This window comes from Candidatus Soleaferrea massiliensis AP7, assembly GCF_000820765.1.
GTDB classification, from domain to species: domain Bacteria; phylum Bacillota; class Clostridia; order Oscillospirales; family Ruminococcaceae; genus Soleaferrea; species Soleaferrea massiliensis.
Genome location: NZ_CCYH01000005.1, coordinates 65,217 through 83,503, shown reverse-complemented (window position 1 = coordinate 83,503; position 18,287 = coordinate 65,217). Strand labels below are relative to the sequence as shown.

Genomic DNA, 18,287 nt, shown 5'->3' with positions numbered 1-18,287 from the left:
CTTGGCAAAGTGGAGGTTCTTCTTTGCGCGGCCAAAGAAGAACCAAGAAAGGCCGCCAAAGGGGGCATGCCGCTTCGGTACAATGATAATGGACGTCATTCCCCCTTTGGCCGTCCGCACCACATTTGGAGCAAGGAAGCTCAGCGTTCGCTGGGTTCGCACGTTTGTTATTCTGGCGGTTATGTCTGTATATCCGCTCGCCCTGTATTCCGAATCCATAGGAACAATTGATCTGCACTATGCTGTGTGGTAAAGGGTCCGTTTTGTGTTCTAAATAAACAGGGTGGTTGCCCGACGTGCCTGTCTAAGAGAGTTGAATCCCTGTAAGATGCCTCTTCGAAGATTACGTGATATATTCGTGACCGATGCAATCTACAAGAATCGATGTCAGTCCACGAACCAGCTAAGGTATTGGGGTACCATGAGTACAACCTGCAACCGGGGATGCGTCTGCTGCTAGATATGCCCAACCACTCAGCCAAAAGCAATACACCGCCCGCAGGCGGCTGAAGCAGAAATAGGGATATCAGAGGGGATTTTCAAGGGGGTCATCTGGCTAGGAGCGGCGCACTGCATGGCCCCTTGAACGGCCTTTCTTGGTACTTCTTTGGCCGGATGGATTGTCAATAGAAGTGCAAAGAAGCGTTATGAAAAACTTCATAAGGAGTTTTCCAGCCTAAACACTTCCTGGGGCCAAGATTGATCAGCGCTGCGATCCGCCGAATGTCTTCTTCTGTATACTCTGCCAGTGACCTTCTCTTCGGGATGTACTGCCTGATCAATCCATTTGTATTCTCGTTCCTCCCTCGTTCCCATGGACTATGCACATGCGCATAGTATACCTGCGCCCCCAATTCCTCTTCCATCTCTTTTGATTCGCTGAACTCCATTCCCTGATCAAATGTGATCGTCTTCACTTCTACCACTTCTGCCTTGATCAGCTTCACTACCATTTTTCTTTCCTCGCTGCTCTCCTTGTTTTCCACCTTCCCTGCCATCAGATATCTGCTCTTTCTGTCCAGTATCGACACCAACGCACTTCTTTCACAGTATCCGTGTACCGTATCTCCCTCCAGGTCTCCGATTCGCGTACGCTGCTCTGCTTCCTGTTGGCGCTCCTCTATCGATCTGCTGAAGCACTTCCTTTTGGGCTTCTTTGCCTTTCCGATCCTCTTTTTCATGATCCTCAGGTTGAATATCAGTGTATCCCTGAGCCGTTTCGACGCAAGGGCTCGATGGTTGTAATTTCCTTCTTTGATATGTTTCGTCACTTACCAGTATGCAGGAGTTTTTTCCCTTTGTGTTGTTTTTCTTCTTTTGCTCTTACTATGATAATCCACCCGAACAAAGAAGAACGTCCACTCTGCCAAGTGACACTTGGTAACCATAGCGAGACCGCTGAAGTACAGCGGAACAGTATCAGCAGAAGACCTCGGCATACTGTACATTTTTACTTGGTACAGTCATCAATCGGTATGATTCCATGTACCGCCTCAAACTCCCCAATACGCTGTTTCATGAGCTGTTCCAGTTCTTTATTCTTTGAACGGCCTTCAAAGTTCGCAATGTTATCCCAATTTATATAACAGAACAAATGAAGTACGAAGCGTATACCTTGAAAGCAAGTTTTTCATGTCGTGACCTCCAAAATAATGTACAAACTCTATGATACCTTTTATAAAGCATAATGAGTGGGATATGTCCCACATTTAGAAAAATGTAATCATATCGGTTTTATTTAAACTAAGAGAACACGATATTATAGTTAAAAGAAGTACACTGTACATTATGCGAAAGCAAAAGGTATTTATATAATCTATAGATAAATACCTTTTACGAACTCCGCAGATTTATCCATCCGAATGACAGGCCGTCGTTCAGGAAACAATAACAGCAGTTAAAAAACACCCTCATGGACATGCCTTCATGGCTCTCCGTTTCATTGTGAAGTTTTTCTCAATATCCATCGGCGGCGGGCCGCGCCCCTTGCTTTCTTGATGAGATGTTGCTATAATAAGATCGACTGTAATTGTCAGAAACCGTGTGTTTCTGACATCAAGTGAATCAATAGTGGAGGGATTTGATCGCATGCTGCCTGCAAGTTTGATTGATTTAAGCGATTTCAGTTCCGAGGAATGGCAGAAGATTGTCAGCCTCGCGCTCAAAATTAAAGAGCATCCGGAAGCCTATTTTGGAAGATGTGAAGGCAAGATTCTTGCAACCCTGTTCTATGAACCATCCACAAGAACCCAGATGTCCTTCCAGACCGCCATGCTGCGTTTGGGCGGACAAACCATCGGCTTCGACAACCCGATGAATTCCTCGGTAGCCAAAGGCGAAAACCTGCGCGACACCATCAAAATCATCAGCGGCTATGCGGATATCCTGGTCATCCGGCACCCGATGGAGGGCGCCGCCAAGGCCGCCGCGCTGAACGCCGACTGCCCGGTCATCAACGCCGGTGACGGCGGGCATCTGCATCCGACCCAGACGCTGACCGATCTGGTCACGCTGATGCAGGAAAAGGGACGGCTCGACCATCTGACCATCGGCCTGTGCGGGGACCTTAAAAACGGCCGCACCGTGCATTCACTGATCAAAACGCTTGCGCCGTTCCAGAATCGGTTTGTACTGATCTCCACAAAGGACCTGTGCATCCCGCAGTATATCCGGGATATCCTGGATGCCAACGGCTCTTCCTATGAAGAGGTGTTCTCCCTGGAGGAAGCCATCTCCGAACTGGACGTGCTGTATATGACGCGCATCCAGAAGGAGCGGTTCGCCTCACAGGAGGAATATGACGCTCAGAAGGATGTCTATGTGCTGGATAAGGAAAAGCTTTCGCATGCCAAAGGCTCCCTGCGCATCCTGCATCCGCTGCCGCGTGTCGATGAAATCACCGTCGACGTGGATGATGACAGCCGCGCGGTTTACTTCAAACAGGCGGTCAACGGCGTCTACGCACGGATGGCGCTGATCCTGACCTTGCTTTCCTCCGAAGAAAAAACCCCGGTTCCAACCGGAAAAGAGATTAAAACGGCGACATGTAGAAATACTAAATGTATCACCCATACCGAACCCTATCTGCCATCCTGTTTTCAGGAATGCGGCGATATGTTGATCTGCGATTACTGTGAAGACCGGTTCCTGATCTGATCGGATCATCCAGAGAAGTGTGTGGGCGGATTCAACCGGAAATAACGATTGATAGAAGGGATATGAACAAGATGATACAGCATTTTGATGAAAAAAGCTTTGATGAAAGCGTCCTGAACGCAAAAGGACTGGTACTCGTAGATTTCTGGGCAACCTGGTGCGGCCCCTGCCTGATGCTCTCTCCGATCATCGAATCCTTGGCGGATGAGATGGATGGACAGATCGTCATCGGCAAGGTGAACGTCGATGAGGAAAGCGAGCTTGCTTCCAAATATCAGGTGCTCAGCATTCCGACCCTGATCCTGTTTCAGGATGGCGAGGAGATCGACCGGACGACCGGCTTCAGTTCCAAGGAGAAGATCATCGAATTTGTGCAGAAGCATCAGGCAGCCGTCTAAAACAACCGTATGCTGTCGATATGGCGGATCCATTCGAATCCGCCATATCCGCTTTGATGATAAAACCTGTTCCTTTCGCATAGGAATAAAGAAAACAGGAAACCATGAAGAGCAATCGTGCTTTTTACACAACAAAAGGAGAAATACATATGTATTGTAGAAATTGCGGCAATGAAATGGCGCCGGGAGCATATGTCTGTGCCCGATGCGGGGTTCCCACCGGCTCGGGATGCGATTACTGCTACAATTGCGGAAATAAAACCGATCCGCGCGCTGTCGTCTGCGTCCGATGCGGCGTCCAATTCGGACAGCCGGGCGTTCCGATCGGCTATCCGCAGAAATCTAAGCTTGCAGCCGGTCTGTTCGGTTTGTTTCTGGGCGGCTGGGGCGTACATAATTTTTATCTGGGCTTCACCTCCAAAGGCGTCATACAGATCGTACTGACCTGCCTGACCTGCGGTATCGCCGCGCTTTGGGGCTTTATCGAGGGTATCCTGATTCTGAGCGGCAGTATGAACACCGACGCGAACGGCGTCCCGCTCAAAGAGTAGGACCCGGATCAAAATTATTTTTCAGGAAATGGAGAAAAAACATGACACAGAAAGAAAAGATGATCGGCGGAAAGCTGTATCTGGCCTATGATGAGGAACTTATCCGTGAAAGGCTGCATGCACAGAGCCTCTGCTTTGAGCTGAACCAGCTCCCCCCAAAAGAGCTTGCCCAGCGCAGCGAACTCTTCCGCAAACTCTTTGGCAGCATTGGGGAGGATTTCTATATGGAAACCCCATTCCGCTGTGATTATGGCTATAACATCACCATCGGAAAACGTTTTTACTGCAACTACAACTGTGTCATGCTGGATTGTGCGCCGATTACAATCGGCGATTATGTCATGATCGGCCCCAATGTCAGCCTGTTTGCAGCCGGACATCCGGTCTGCCATGACCTGCGGTATCAGGAGCTTGAATATGCCTTCCCCATCGCGATCGGCGACCATGTCTGGATCGGCGGCGGCGTGATCATCAACCCGGGAGTCACGATCGGCTCGCGCACGGTGATCGGCGCCGGCAGCATCGTCACCAAGGATCTCCCGGATGACTGTGTCTGTGCCGGCAATCCCTGCCGGGTGATCCGCAAAATTACCGACCGGGATCGGAAGTATTATTTTAAAGACAAAGCTGTTTCAAACGACTAAGATAAAAAGAGAGCCGTCAATGATCATTGACGGCTCTCTTTTTATCGCAAAAACGCTGATGGATCAAGCGGCAGACTGGATCTTGCAGCAAAAAGGACACAATATGCCATCCAAAGGACGGTAGTTTTCAGTACTTCCGTCCCCCTCACAAACATGCCGGCCAAGGTGTTTTTCATCCGCCCCGAACAAGTCCAGAAGGGCGGAGCCATCTGCGAAACAGAACGATTTGCCAGCCTGCAGCATAAAATGATTTAAGTCAACAAGCATCCCACTATCTTGTAGGTGTGATGCGCAACACATCAACTCCATGGAAAAGGATTGAACTAACATGAAAATATATAATGCACGTAACGATTATGAAAATTTCATCAGTCGTAGTTGTACGTCCTGCGGCGGTTGCGGCTGCAGTTACTGCTGCCCAGGCCCTCAAGGCCCGGCTGGCCCGCAAGGTCCTCAGGGTCCTCAAGGTCCGGCTGGTCCACAGGGCCCTCAAGGCCCGGCTGGCCCGCAAGGTCCTCAGGGTCCTCAAGGTCCGGCTGGTCCACAGGGCCCTCAAGGCCCGGTTGGTCCCCAAGGCCCGCAGGGTGTGCCCGGTCCGCAAGGCCCCACTGGTCCCGCCGGTAATACGGATTCCGCCAGTTGTCGCTGTAAAGAGCAATTGAGAAATATCATTCAACAAATTATCACTTTATATCCCAATAATGATCTATTCGTCACTTTGGAGAGCGGCGATGCAGTCGTTGGCCGTCCTGGCTCATTGGTATTAGGGCCAAATGGACGTACCGGAGTATTTGAAGTGACAAATTCTCAAAGTCTCGGGCAGTTTTTGTCTATATGCAGCATCGACTCAATTCAGATAAATAATGCAACGTATAATAACGCCATTGTTTATTTGCCAGAACCGGTTCCCGCTCTGACAGACTGTTGCGCTGATTGCGAAGCAACCATTCGGTCCCTTTTGCCTGTCGGGACACCTAACGTCAGTATCATAACAAGCACGCAAACGCCATCAACAGGAACGGTTATAAGAAATGAATACGGTATGATCGTACTTGCCAATGAAGCGAATAACAATATAACCTTTATATCTTCCTGCAGTATAGATCTATTCATCATTTAACCTCTGGAGCGGGCAGACGACAAATGTCCGCCCGCTTTTTTCGATACTGTCTGCCAACCATGCTGATTTCCTATAAAAACTCCGCTGGTGCTTGACGCGCTGCAGAGTGTTTCAAAAAAGAGAGCCGTCAATGATCATTGACGGCTCTCTTTTCACGCATAAATGCTCCATACAAAAAAGATCCCGTCCCAAAGGGACAGGATCTCTCTCGAAAACACGTTTGTTTAATAGCAATAATAAAAGATCAATCTATTTAAAAATTATTCTTCTCTCATTTTTGCGAAACATTCGCTGCAATAAACAGGGCGGTCTTCTCTCGGTCTGAAAGGAACAGTTGCTTCCGCACCGCAGCTTGCGCAAGTAGCGGTAAACATTTCTCTTTCAGTTCTGTTGTTGTTCTTGCGTGCGTCACGGCAATTTTTGCATCTCTGCGGCTCATTGACGAAACCTTTGGATTCATAGAATTCCTGCTCACCAGCGGTGAAAACGAATTCCTGGCCACACTCTTTGCATGTTAAATTCTTATCTGCGTACATTTTTTTTACCTCGCTTATTGGAATAAAATTTTGTCCCTTGGACGGAATTAAACCGACACCTTTGCAAATTACAACGCTCTGTCTTTAAGCTACGAAGGGCACATTACTATGGATGCGATCCTTCCTCTTTCGGAAGAATCGATGGGTTGGAAACTAATCACTGGAACAAACTGCTCTTAACTTCTTACGGATACGCTGTAATGCATTGTCGATAGATTTTGGAGCCACATCCAGCTTGGATGCCATCTCCTCATAAGACCAACCTTTGAGGTAAAGCATTAAGACATCAAATTCGAAAGCAGATAACAATGCATGCATGACCTGTTTTTTCCGTTCCAGCTCTTCTTTTTTAATCAGCAGAGCTTCCGGGTCACCGTCGGTATCCTCACCGACCCAGGTATACACGCCATCTTCAGTATCCAAAGAGATATAGTTTTGCAATGGCAGCTGCTTGAGCTGCATCGTCGCCTGCACCGCCGAAAGAATCCTGTTCTGAATGCAGACCAATGCATACTGTTTGAAGCCCACCTGTTTTTCCGGTTTATAACCGCGGATTGCATAAACAAATGCGATCATACTCTCCTGGATCATGTCCTCTTTGTCAGAGGCGCGAACCGGAAAACGATTGATTTTATATCGGATGAGCGGAAGATATTTGGATAAAAGCACAGAAAAAGCTTCTGTCTCCCCATCCTTACAAAGGATAACCAATTCTTCATCGGTCTTTTCCTTCCATGCAGCCGGATAATCAAATGATATCATCTAGCATATCTCCAACCAGTATATACAAAATCATCTCTTGTATTATAACAGCCGGCACCGTGTCTGTCAAGAGATATTTTATGAACAAGATGCCATAATCATCCAAGCGAAAAAAATCGAAAAAAATGCTTTTTTCCACTTGACGAACATCATGAAAAATGATATAATAATTTTCGTCGTCAGGAAGGAATTCTATGTGCAAAAGATTCCTTTTTAAGATGTTTCCATGACCACTGCTTGCATGGTTTGCAAGGAGTACATGGTTTGGCATGCGAGGGTGGCGGAACAGGCAGACGCGCACGTTTGAGGGGCGTGTGAGCAATCGTGAGGGTTCAAGTCCCTTCCCTCGCACCAAATATGCGGATATGGCGGAATTGGCAGACGCGCTAGATTCAGGTTCTAGTGGTAGCAATACTGTGCAGGTTCAAGTCCTGTTATCCGCACCAAACTTACAAAACAAACCCATCATAAACTGTGTTTATGATGGGTTTGTTTTGTTGTGTATCTGCTCAAGCTTGCCATTATATATGCGGTTCATCAATATTGATAATCTGTTTGTCAAACTGAATATTCGCAGACTATTAAGGCCGGTAAACAACTAAGGTTTACCGGCCTTTTTTATTTATCCCATAAGACTCATTACCGTTTCTATATTTTTTCTCTTGCGGGTTGACCATGGTACAAATCACCCGTTCCAAAATAATGGCCAGGCATTCCTCGACTTTCTTCTTATTCATTTTTGCAATATCTTCGTAGATGATAGATAAATCATCATTTAATTCAATCATATATTTTTTCATTTTTACCCCCATATGAACACTATCGCCTGCTTATATATGAGTATTATATAGCTCATAATAGGGAATGTCAAGGGGTGAGTATATGATCATTTATAACAAACTTTGGGATACAATGAAAAAGAAAGGGATTTCAACGTACAAACTGCGCGAATCCCACGGATTCAACACAAAAACAATAGCCAAGCTGCGGCAAAACGGTACGGTTACTACAAAAACACTCAACAAGCTTTGTTCTGTATTGGATTGTGAACTTTCAGATATTGCAGAGTATCAAAAGGATTAAATTCGCTTAGCAGTATTTATTTTTGAGGATGTAAATTTATTATACCGGTATACTTTATAGCTTCGTTATCAGTCCGTGATCTTCAAATACGTTTCTTACCACAGACGCAGAAATCAACTTCACAATCCATAATATGATATTCCTCTATGTGTGCTTTTCTGCATTCTGCACCATTTGTAAAGTTGCACCTTACATAAGTTTCTTTGAAAATGTGCAATAATACAATTGGTGATAAAAATGAATGACTTCAATTATATATCCAAAGAAGAACTCCACATGGTTGTCTGCGGTAACATAAAAAAACACCGCATGCAGCAAGGGCTGACTCAACAGGAACTGTCCGAACGAATTGGCATATCCCATGAATATCTCAGACAATTAGAATCGAATAAGGGTCAAAAGGATTTCACTTTTTACACATTGTATAAAATCTCCATTGTTTTAAACATTTCCATAGATGATTTTTTAAAACCTTGAACACACAACATCGACGGACTGCCGACATCAAACAACATTATAGAAGACATCAGAGCTTATTGTCTGCACATGCAGGCAATAAGCTTTCTCAATTTGCATTGCAAACATGTTTAAAACGGAATATCGTTTACACTTCTCGTTCAAATATGATATAATATAATTCTAAAATAGTATTGCCGGATATTATCCTAAACAATGATCATTCGGTATTTCTCATATCGCTACAAGCAGAATCCTGTTTTACCCATAGCCCGCCATTGTTTTATAACATCACCAGCTACTCGACACAAGGGAGACAGCAACAGGATATTAAAAAACAGCTTGTACAACTGCTTAAAAAATGATATGAACGCGTTGAAATGAAAAAGAGGAACTTGCATCACGGTGCTTTGTTGGGAGTGGAAAATATGAATATTGAAGGCAGCGTAGCTTTGGACGCACTATCGGTCATCTTTATGCTGATTCTGATGCTCAATCTTGGACATAAAAATAAAAAAGCCATCCTGGATTACCAGTATGCTGCCATCATGATGATGGTCTGTGTTTTTTTAATGCTGGACATTGCTTATCATTTACTGTATGGGAATTCCGGATACATGTATTCCACAGCTCTAAAGATCGTAAAGAGTCTATATTTTACAGTAAACAGTATCATTGTCTGGCTGTGGGCAAGATATATCGATTACACCATCTTCGGCAACGGATATAAACGGAAGCTGCACAGCGCCGTCTATCTCTCCATTCTCCTGATCAATACAGCAATGGTTGTGATCAATCTCTTCACTTTTGTACTGTTCGATATCTCCCCCGAAGGTGCCTTTCTGGTTGGATATATCCCCATGTGGACTTTTACGGCCCTCAACTATCTGACCGTTGTTCTGGTGACCGTCACCATTCTGATGAATAAAAAGGAGATTAAAAAAAGCATTTTTCTCCCTTTGATCATCTTTCCGCTCCCCCCGCTGTGCGCCGAAATCGTACAGCTGTTCTACCGGCACATCTCTTTAGTCTGTACATACGCCATATCCGCGTTGATCGTCTTTCAGATTTCACAGAATCATGTCATCTATACCGATGAGCTTACCGGGCTTGCAAACAGAAGGATGCTCCTTGAATATCTGAGCAAATGGCTTTCCGATTCAAGGGATGCTTTTGTCTGCGGTATTCTGATTGACTTGGACGGACTCAAACAGATCAACGACACCTATGGGCATCTGGCCGGCGACCGGGCCATTGTCCATATGGCGGAAATTATCAGGAGCATCGAACGCCCGGATATCATATCGGCCCGCTATGGCGGCGATGAGTTTATTTTGATCTGGCTTGCAGACAGAGAACAGGATCTTTTCAATGTCATGCAGAGCCTTGAAACAAATAAAATCAAATGCAACCATCTTTGGCCTGTGAATGAGCAGATTGATTTCAGCGCCGGGGAATTCTGCTGCCGCGGCAGCGGCCCGCTCGATTCCGAAGGCTTCATCAAACGCATGGACGCCAACATGTATCAGGTGAAGCATAAAAAGAAGAACCGCTCCAGCTGCGCCGCACGGCTCTGACGCAAGGTGTACCCACCGAAAAGCGAATGCTGTTCAGGCCGGATTTGCGGGCATGGTATTGCGGTGGTCTGAAGACGATATACTTCGTGAATGATTACCGGTACGCCGCACGGTGAAAGGCTGCATATCGCGTGGTCGTGAAGACAGCATAACTTCGTGAATGATACTGTAAAGTAAGACAGAAAGCCGATAACCGCCCGTATCATACGGGCGGTTATCGGCACCTGATCTTTTTATATCGCGGCACGACAGGCCTCCAAAGATTTCTTTCCGTCGTCCTTCCCGAACCGGGATGGGCTGGCTGCAGACAATCTCATATTTGATTCCGTCCGGTTTTTTAAAGAACATCGCATAACAGTCCGGGCCATGCTCCGGAAAGATCCGCGGCGTGAAGACGATCTGCGCACCGATCTCTTTGATCTTTCTGTGGAGCGCGTCCACCTCTTCCCGGGAAAACGCCCGGAAAGCCAGATGGCGGAACGCGCCGGGCTTCCTTCTGTGGACGGTTTCATCTTGTCCCTCCCCGCTCAGTCCGCCAGCCAGTATGCCGCTCCGTCCCTGGTGCGCTCCATAAATCCGTACATGATCAGATAGCGTCTGAGGGTCGCAAAATCTTCAAATATCGGTTTTAAAATCTGATTGACCTCTTTTTCGCTGTACTGCCTGCCATGTTCAAACTGTTCAGCGATTTTTCCGAGGATCACAACCTTCTTTTTTTCCTTGGGAGAAAATGATTTCAGGACAAGCGGGTCCAAACTGCTGAAAAATGTTTCTATGATCCGCCGCTTTTCCTGCTGTGTGGTCAGATAGCGGTCATCCACATAAACCGCATGGTTGTGCACCGGCGCCATCTGCGCTTCAGGAGCGCCCTGGCCGCCAAACACCTGTTCATACACCGCCAGATAAAACTTTGCCTGTTTCGCCTTCTCCCGGAAGGTAAACCGCTGGCGGCGGATGGTCGCTTCCGAAACCTGCAGCTTCTTCGCCATCTCCTTGTCGGACAGCCCCGCGTCGAAAAGCGACAGCAGCTCCTTTTGATGCGGGGTGATGGTATTGTACCGGGTATCCGCAGCTAAAAGCTGGGGCAGGTTCCCGCCATGCGCCATATCGATGTGTCTGGCCGCCGCATGCCCGGCTTCATAAAATCGCCCCTGCATCTGAAAAATCTGTCCCAATTGAAAAACCTGTTCACAGTAGTTGCAGAGATAGGCGCCCGTTTTTTCATCGTATCGGTATCCTTTTTTCAATTCCTCCAATGTCACGCTGGCATAATCCATGAAACAGCCTCCTTTCATGCACACATTATAACATTGTTTATTCAATTCGTCAACGCAATTCGCGCGATAGAATGATTTCCATAAAATTTATCTCCTGTTTCCGATAAAAACACTTCCCATTTTTCGATGGGACGTGTATAATAAAGATAAGTTTTTTCGCTTTAAAACTGAGAATCGCCGCAGAACGCGCAGCGATGTGAGGAGTGGTAACCATGGGTACTGACAATCTGGCAAATCTATTGGACGCACTGACTGAAACCAGTGTTTATGTCATAGAAGAGGACAGCCATCGGCTGCTGTACTTCAACCAGCGCTGCCGGGATACCGGCCGGTCGAAGGCCAGGATCGGGGTAAAATGCCATGAGGTCTGGCCCGAGGTCTGTGCAAACTGTCCGCTTGACGGCATGGGGGATCGTTCCTCCAACCACATTGTCTGTTTCGACCCCCTGCTGAAAACCACCGTCGATGTCACAGCCAACCGCATCATCTGGGACGGGCACATCCCCGCCATCGTTGTGATGGCCACACCGCACCGGCTGAACTTTGAAGAGGAGCAGGGGCTGCGGAAGATCGAACAGATGTATGCCAAAAGCCTTGTCACCGTCTTCGACGAGTGCATCATCGCCAATCTGACCGCCGATTACTACGTCAACTGCCAGAAGGATGTGATGTGGACCGGCATTCCGGAGCAGGGGAATTTCGGCGCCGAGAACCGGAACTATGCCATGAAAACGGTACATCCTGACGATATCGAGGACTTCAACGGCACCTTTTCCCGCGAAGCAATGCTTCGGCTGTTCGAATCCGGAAAAACGCAGGTTTCCAAACGGCTGCGCCGTCTGCACAGCGACGGCACCTATCACATGGTGGAATTCACTGCGGCCAAAATTGAACCGCTTGGAAACGGGGAATGCTGGTGTGTCCTGGTCTTCCGCGATATCCAGGAAGAATATCTGCTGGAATGCCAGCGGAACATTGAGATCAGCCAGCTGGCGACTGCCGTGAAGGGCGCATATCAGATGCTGATCGCCGTCAACCTGACCCGGAACACCTATCACATGCTGGAATACGACCGGTTTCCGATCAAACCGCCGGGCAGCGAGGGACGGTTCACCGACCTCATCGCGGCCGAGCTTTCCACGGTGCATCCGGATTACCAGGAGACGTTCCTTCAGAAGTTCTCGCACAGCGCCCTGACAGACGCCTTTACCAACGGGGAGCGCATTGTGACCATGGAGGTGCCGCATCTCGGGGAAGACGGCGTCTATCATTGGAACTATACACAGGTGGTCCGGGTGAAAAGCGCCTACACCGACGATCTGATCGAGATCACTCTTTCGAGGAATATCGATGAGGACCGCAGGCTTCAACAGGAAACACTGGAAAAGGAACGCAAGGCCAAGCAGCTGCTCGAAGACGCTCTGCAGAAGGCCGAAAAGGCCAATCAGGCCAAAAGCGCGTTCCTTTCCAAGATGAGCCATGACATCCGCACGCCGATGAACGCCATTGTCGGGATGACCGAGCTGGCGCAGCTCCACGTTGAGGAACCGGAAAAGATGCGGGATTATCTCCAGAAAATCTCCAGTTCCGGAGCGCATCTGCTGGAGCTGATCAATGAAGTGCTGGATGTCAGCAAGATTGAAAGCGGCGTCATCAAGCTGACGGAAAAGGAATTCAGCCTCCACAGCCTGGTTCAGGAAACGGCGGAGATGGTCCGGCTCCCCATCGAAAACAAGCGGCAGCTGCTGCGGGTCGATATGGACGGCGGCCTCCATGACCAGGTCCGCGGGGACGCGCAGCGTTTAAAGCAGGTGCTGGTCAACCTTTTGGAAAACGCGTCAAAGTATACCGAAGAGGGCGGAAACATCTCCTTTCTCGTGGAGGAGCTTAAAAAGGACGAACAGCATGTGGGGACCTACCGGTTTGTGGTGGAGGACAACGGCATTGGTATGAAGCCCGCGTATGTCAAGCACATCTTCGAACCGTTCAGCCGGGCCGATGACAGCCGCATTCAAAGAATCACCGGCACCGGGCTGGGAATGACCATCGTGAAGAATCTGGTATCGATGATGGGCGGCCACATTCAGATTGAAAGCGAATATGGGAAGGGCTCACGGTTCCTTATCACGCTCTGTCTGACCAAGTGCACGTGTCCGGCGGAAAAGGCGCCGGCGGATGCGCGCCATACCGCGGATTCCTTTTCGGGGCTTCGGATTCTGCTGGTGGAGGACAACGAGCTCAACCGCCAAATCGCCACGGAGATGCTGGAATTGCTGGGTGTCGAGGTGGAGATCGCCGGGGATGGAAAGCAGGCGGTGGACGCCATCTGCACACATCCCGCGTTTTATTACGACATGGTGCTGATGGACGTCCAGATGCCGGTCATGAACGGATACGACGCCGCCAAAAGCATCCGGGCTTCCGGGATGCCGAACATCGATGAGCTTCCCATCATCGCCCTGACAGCGGACGCCTTTGCGGAGGATATCAAAAAAACGCGCCTGGCCGGGATGAACGGCCATCTCGCGAAACCGATTTCCATCGGGCAGCTGAAGCATGCCCTGTCAAAATGCCTGTCCTGGAAACTGCGGAACCGCAGGGACAAACCAGCCGAAGACGGCAGCGGGGACACAGACTCTATTTAACTTCCCGTCAACACATTACATTACGCAGCAGACATTACATATGAATAGACCTGTTGGGAATCCGTCCGGGCAGCCGGGCAGATTCCCTTTTCTTTTGACCGGATCCGCTTATCCGGCAAAGATAAAAGCGGGCTTTCGGCAAACACATACCGAAAGCCCGCTTATTGTATTTTTTGTCACATCTCTTTTTCATATTTGCATCGGTAATAGATTCCGCAGCCCTGTACAAACAGATAGGCAAAAACCAGGAGCAGTACAGCGACCATATCGATTCCCATCAATGCAAAGCACAGCATCAAGGCCCCAAATACAAAGGTCATTCTGTCATACGCTCTCGCTTTCGCACGGTTTGAGATGGCCACATTGCGTTCATCATGCTGCTCAATCTCAAGCCGCCTCTGCACGGCGGGATGGTTCTTCATCGCTCTGTATGAAAGGAAGCTTCCCATTCCCTGGCCAAAAGCCCCGCATCCGATTCCAACGCAGATATACGGCAATGCCAGCAGGATTCCCTGCGGATTCACAAGCGTTTTGATCAATAACAACCCGACTCCCAGTAAAACGACACCGGCCGCGGCGGTCAGAAGATGCACAGTACCTTTCCTCATCACAGTTCCTCCTCATAAATAAAGATCTCTTCAATGCTCATCCCAAAGTGACGGGCAATTTTAAACGCCAGCAGAATCGAAGGATTGTAGCGTCCGTTTTCAAGCGAACCGATCGTCTGCCTTGAAACGCCAAGCGCCGCCGCCAAATCCTCCTGCTTGATGCCCCGCCGCTTTCGTATCTCCTCCAAACGATTTTTCACTGCCATTTCCCCTTTTACGGAAAGTTTACTTTCCATTGCCTGTATCATATCACAACCTCCCCAAAATGTCAAGCACACTTTCCATGAGGTCCAGATTTCCATTATTTTTTCTGATTTCGTATGATCTCCATAAGAATCGATTCTTGATGTATTGTGGAAGGAACCGAGCATAGACGCTAAAAATCAACGCCGAACCGCCGGTATCAGCGGCGTTGGACATGCCGTCCAGCTCTCTGGCGGAAGCCCTTTCGGCTCTTCTTGTCAACCTTCATATCCGCGGCAATGATGATAAACATCAGTCAAATAACAAAGCGGTCCGCATCCTTGAGACGATGCGGACCGCTTTGTTTCACTGATTTTCGCTCTGATAGGCCGATCCCCAAACCACCATGGCGTCGAGCACCGGCTTCAGGCTGTATCCGGTTTGCGTCAGCGTATATTCTACGCGGGGCGGGACCTCGGCGTAGGCCTTGCGCGTCAGCAGACCCTTTTCCTCCATATCACGGAGCTGCGCGGTGAGAACCTTCTGCGAAACCGTGCCAATCGATTTCTTCAGCTCCCCAAACCGCTTTGTACCATGCATCAAATCCCGAAGGATCAGCACCTTCCACTTGTCGCCGATCAGCATCAGCGTCGTCTCCACCGGACAGGCCGGCAATATTTTTTCCATCTCTGTTCCCCCATGTAAATATATAACAGCTTCATATCGTATCCATGCCAAAAGAAAGCAAACCTTCAAAATCCTCCAGCCTGCGCCTACAATCGTTTCTCCTTGGATGCTGGAATATAAAAAGCGCTTACTTTCAAATTGATACTGCTATTCTAGTATAAATCCCGGGATTCAAAAAGTCAATTGCTTCCGGCTATACTTCTGGAAATACGTCTCTCCCAAAAAATTCATCATATATAAAACTATCCTTTAATAGTCACACTGATTTTACATTATTACAACAAATTTTACAGAAACGATTGACAAATATATTGGAAAAAAGTATAATTATTGTATATGTGTGCGGCTAAACCAAAAATAAGGAGGATTTGATATGTCAAAGATTTCAAAAGCTAGAAAATCTATAATATTTCCGATTGTTATTTGTTTTTTAGTGATGTTTGCGATTCCTGTTTTTGCGTATCAAGGCAGCGGCGGTACGGTGTCCTTTACGCTGGACAACACAAACACCCGGTATAGCAATCGGAACGCGTCTTCTTCGTGGAATGCTCCTAAAAAAGATCATGTAGTCTTTTCATGTACAAAAACGAATAATGCAACTGGAAAAACAAGAACCATTCAGTGCGTTGAACAAAAGACAACATTTGATCATGTCGTCTTGGAGAGAAATGGAATTTCTGGAAGTGTTACTGCTACACCGACCAGTTCATATCATGACCCAAATAACAATAGGACTTTTGCTTATGCAGAATATGATAGCGGAGTATATGCCGGAAAAGTAAAAGTAACTTGGTAGAATTTATAAAAAAACAATGTGCATGCGCACAGTGCACATTGTTTTATCGAATAAAAATAGGCTTCAAATGAGAATGAAGGAATTGATTTTATGTTGAATAATAAAAATAAAGAAAGCACCTATATTAAACGCCTATTGAAGTCACAGCTAAAATCTCCGTGGATGCTTCTTATGATCATCCCGATTCTTCTCATAACCATCCTGATTGTGCAGGCAAAGGATGGCTCGATTTTTACCATTGCGGGCCTTATGAATTATTTTGGATTTTACAATATGTTTATGGGGGTCGTATACGCAACTTACGGGGGCTATGTGTCCCTTTCCATTGATGAGTATGAATTCTCCATTTTCAGCAAATCAAAAGTTTTACTGCTTAGAATTATTTCAGGAATGCTTGTGGCCATGGCAAGCGTTTTATGTATCCTGCTCGTGATGAGTGTTGTCTCCATTTTTTCGGGAATCACTTTGCGGTTATTTTTGTCTTATGTTCTGTATGCCTTTATAAAATGTTTCACGCAGATCATCGTATTATTTTCGATAGGCTTTCTTCTGGGAACGGTGATAAAAAACAGACTCTTATACATTGCTACCGCGGCAGTCTCTTTTCTGTTTTCACCGCTTTTTGACGTTATATTTAATATTGAAAAGGAGACCGCTTTTATCAGAAGCCTGTTCAATCTGTCATTCCAGAATCCGAATTATTCACAGTTTGCCGCTGTCGGCAAATTGGACCAGAGCTTTCTTGCCAATTCGCTTTTTTGGATTCTTACGGGGGTTCTCCTGATCATCTGCATAGTGCTGCAGGCTCAGAAGGAAAAGCGCAAAAATTTTTTGGCGTGGATTCTGCCGTCTGGCGTTGTCATTTTATCGGTTACTCTTGTTATGTGCAATGCTTTTTATCCCGTTATGCTCGATTTTAACTCTGAGCAAAGACAATATTACAAAACAAATTTTGACAAAGACAAGATCAATATCTACGAAAACCATGATATTACAAAGGACTATTACATTACGAATATGACCATGGATCTGTATTTAGGAAACAACCTGAAAAACGAGTGCAGATTAACCGTTCATAAATCGAAAGATACCAAATATATAAAATTGAGAATCGACGAGGCCTTCGACGCAACCGCTTATTACTATGGTCCCAACTCATCAAATGATGGATTCATCATACAGTTTAGGGATGGAGACAACCTATATATTGAAACGGACCCATCCTATTATCCACAGGATGACCTTGAGATTGTCATAAAATACAGCGGAAATTTAAATTATCAGAATTATATGTACAGCAAGGTATTCTATTCCACAAGCGAAGCCAGTAATTTGTATCATCAGTTCGCCTGGTATCCTCAGATTATAGAGAACAACAATGAAATTGATTTTGACGTCACGGTACACGCAAACAACAGCTTTGTCAGCAACCTGACAGGCGGAAGATTGATCAAGGATAAAACGTACAGCGGACAAGCGCGGCTCAGACAGCTCTACATCATATCGGGGTATTTTGAAGAGGTACAGTCCGGCGGCATCAACTGCATCATCTTTGAGGGATATAAAAATTCGAAAGCCGCCATTGACAGAAACGTACAAATGCAGCTGGATTTTATCAAAGAATATGAAAACGAGCCTGAAAACAACATGGAATACATTGTGGAAACCTACGGCGGCGGAAGCTATACGCAGCCATACGATTCTTCAAAAATCAAGACGATCATCTACTGCCCGTTTTATTTTCAAGGCTTTATCCTGCATGACCAGTACGAAGATACGTTTTTTGTAAACGAAATCATATAAAGGAG

General features: G+C 46.9%; 19 protein-coding genes, 2 tRNA genes and 1 pseudogene. 12 read left to right on the top strand and 10 right to left on the bottom strand.

Annotation, left to right across the window (positions count from 1 at the left end; all coding sequences use genetic code 11):
• Positions 1–623 precede the first annotated feature (623 nt).
• Positions 624–1,238: pseudogene (locus BN348_RS01250) on the bottom strand (IS30 family transposase); the annotation flags it as partial.
• Positions 1,239–2,088: 850 nt separating this feature from the next.
• Here BN348_RS01250 and pyrB point away from each other — a divergent pair.
• From pyrB to BN348_RS01230, 4 genes are all read left to right on the top strand, one after another.
• The gene (pyrB, locus tag BN348_RS01245) at positions 2,089–3,156 is read left to right on the top strand and encodes an aspartate carbamoyltransferase (protein ID WP_040195686.1); all 1,068 of its coding nucleotides are present in this window, start codon (positions 2,089–2,091) and stop codon (positions 3,154–3,156) included.
• Positions 3,157–3,227: 71 nt separating this feature from the next.
• Positions 3,228–3,554, top strand: coding sequence for a thioredoxin (gene trxA, locus BN348_RS01240; protein ID WP_052446603.1), 327 nt, complete (start codon positions 3,228–3,230; stop codon positions 3,552–3,554).
• Between the two features lie 149 nt (positions 3,555–3,703).
• A complete protein-coding gene (locus BN348_RS01235; protein WP_040195683.1) occupies positions 3,704–4,105 on the top strand; it encodes a TM2 domain-containing protein in 402 nt (133 codons plus the stop codon).
• A gap of 41 nt (positions 4,106–4,146) precedes the next feature.
• Positions 4,147–4,749, top strand: coding sequence for a sugar O-acetyltransferase (locus BN348_RS01230; RefSeq protein ID WP_040195682.1), 603 nt, complete (start codon positions 4,147–4,149; stop codon positions 4,747–4,749).
• 368 nt (positions 4,750–5,117) lie between these two features.
• On the opposite strand, the gene BN348_RS14165 is transcribed toward BN348_RS01230, so the two are convergent.
• From BN348_RS14165 to BN348_RS01220, 3 genes are all read right to left on the bottom strand, one after another.
• Positions 5,118–5,294, bottom strand: coding sequence for a hypothetical protein (locus tag BN348_RS14165; RefSeq protein WP_242844282.1), 177 nt, complete (start codon positions 5,292–5,294; stop codon positions 5,118–5,120).
• An 835-nt stretch (positions 5,295–6,129) separates the two neighbouring features.
• Positions 6,130–6,405: a zinc-ribbon domain containing protein gene (locus tag BN348_RS13435; RefSeq protein WP_082020717.1), complete on the bottom strand. Its 276-nt coding sequence runs from the start codon at positions 6,403–6,405 to the stop codon at positions 6,130–6,132.
• 153 nt (positions 6,406–6,558) lie between these two features.
• Positions 6,559–7,167, bottom strand: a complete 609-nt coding sequence (locus BN348_RS01220; RefSeq protein ID WP_040195681.1) for a sigma-70 family RNA polymerase sigma factor — start codon at positions 7,165–7,167, stop codon at positions 6,559–6,561.
• Positions 7,168–7,438: 271 nt separating this feature from the next.
• Between BN348_RS01220 and BN348_RS01210 the strand changes: the two genes are divergently transcribed.
• Together BN348_RS01210 and BN348_RS01205 are read left to right on the top strand one after the other, a co-directional pair.
• Positions 7,439–7,521 (top strand) — tRNA-Leu (locus BN348_RS01210).
• A gap of 5 nt (positions 7,522–7,526) precedes the next feature.
• A tRNA-Leu gene (locus tag BN348_RS01205) sits at positions 7,527–7,613 on the top strand.
• Positions 7,614–7,772: 159 nt separating this feature from the next.
• On the opposite strand, the gene BN348_RS01200 is transcribed toward BN348_RS01205, so the two are convergent.
• Entirely contained in the window at positions 7,773–7,967 is a 195-nt protein-coding gene (locus BN348_RS01200; protein WP_156136364.1) for a hypothetical protein, read from the bottom strand.
• 82 nt (positions 7,968–8,049) lie between these two features.
• On the opposite strand from BN348_RS01200, the gene BN348_RS01195 reads away from it, so the two are divergent.
• The 3 genes from BN348_RS01195 to BN348_RS12805 all read left to right on the top strand — a co-directional run bounded on the left by BN348_RS01195 (position 8,050) and on the right by BN348_RS12805 (position 10,283).
• On the top strand, positions 8,050–8,250 hold the full coding sequence (locus BN348_RS01195) for a helix-turn-helix domain-containing protein (RefSeq protein WP_040195677.1): 201 nt from the start codon (positions 8,050–8,052) through the stop codon (positions 8,248–8,250).
• Between the two features lie 237 nt (positions 8,251–8,487).
• Positions 8,488–8,727 carry a helix-turn-helix domain-containing protein gene (locus BN348_RS14405; RefSeq protein ID WP_156136363.1) on the top strand — a complete coding sequence of 80 codons (240 nt, stop codon included), beginning with the start codon at positions 8,488–8,490 and terminating at the stop codon, positions 8,725–8,727.
• A gap of 407 nt (positions 8,728–9,134) precedes the next feature.
• Positions 9,135–10,283: a GGDEF domain-containing protein gene (locus BN348_RS12805; RefSeq protein WP_197068250.1), complete on the top strand. Its 1,149-nt coding sequence runs from the start codon at positions 9,135–9,137 to the stop codon at positions 10,281–10,283.
• A gap of 33 nt (positions 10,284–10,316) precedes the next feature.
• Here the strand turns inward: BN348_RS12805 and BN348_RS14400 are convergent, their stop codons facing one another.
• On the bottom strand, positions 10,317–10,814 hold the full coding sequence (locus tag BN348_RS14400; RefSeq protein ID WP_420885248.1) for a VOC family protein: 498 nt from the start codon (positions 10,812–10,814) through the stop codon (positions 10,317–10,319).
• A complete protein-coding gene (locus tag BN348_RS01180; protein ID WP_040195675.1) occupies positions 10,811–11,560 on the bottom strand; it encodes a DUF2087 domain-containing protein in 750 nt (249 codons plus the stop codon). Before BN348_RS01180 ends, BN348_RS14400 begins: the two co-directional genes overlap by 4 nt.
• Before the next feature lie 212 nt (positions 11,561–11,772).
• Between BN348_RS01180 and BN348_RS01175 the strand changes: the two genes are divergently transcribed.
• A complete protein-coding gene (locus BN348_RS01175; protein ID WP_040195674.1) occupies positions 11,773–14,205 on the top strand; it encodes an ATP-binding protein in 2,433 nt (810 codons plus the stop codon).
• 176 nt (positions 14,206–14,381) lie between these two features.
• Here BN348_RS01175 and BN348_RS01170 read toward each other — a convergent pair whose 3' ends face one another.
• From BN348_RS01170 to BN348_RS01160, 3 genes are all read right to left on the bottom strand, one after another.
• On the bottom strand, positions 14,382–14,813 hold the full coding sequence (locus BN348_RS01170; protein ID WP_040195673.1) for a DUF6442 family protein: 432 nt from the start codon (positions 14,811–14,813) through the stop codon (positions 14,382–14,384).
• Positions 14,813–15,013, bottom strand: a complete 201-nt coding sequence (locus BN348_RS01165) for a helix-turn-helix transcriptional regulator (protein ID WP_040195702.1) — start codon at positions 15,011–15,013, stop codon at positions 14,813–14,815. Before BN348_RS01165 ends, BN348_RS01170 begins: the two co-directional genes overlap by 1 nt.
• A 349-nt stretch (positions 15,014–15,362) precedes the next feature.
• Positions 15,363–15,683, bottom strand: a complete 321-nt coding sequence (locus BN348_RS01160) for a winged helix-turn-helix transcriptional regulator (RefSeq protein ID WP_040195672.1) — start codon at positions 15,681–15,683, stop codon at positions 15,363–15,365.
• A gap of 373 nt (positions 15,684–16,056) precedes the next feature.
• Here BN348_RS01160 and BN348_RS13755 point away from each other — a divergent pair, with 373 nt between their 5' ends.
• Together BN348_RS13755 and BN348_RS01150 are read left to right on the top strand one after the other, a co-directional pair.
• On the top strand, positions 16,057–16,479 hold the full coding sequence (locus BN348_RS13755) for a hypothetical protein (protein WP_156136362.1): 423 nt from the start codon (positions 16,057–16,059) through the stop codon (positions 16,477–16,479).
• A gap of 90 nt (positions 16,480–16,569) precedes the next feature.
• Positions 16,570–18,282, top strand: coding sequence for an LTA synthase family protein (locus tag BN348_RS01150; protein ID WP_156136361.1), 1,713 nt, complete (start codon positions 16,570–16,572; stop codon positions 18,280–18,282).
• The last annotated feature ends 5 nt before the right edge of the window (positions 18,283–18,287 follow it).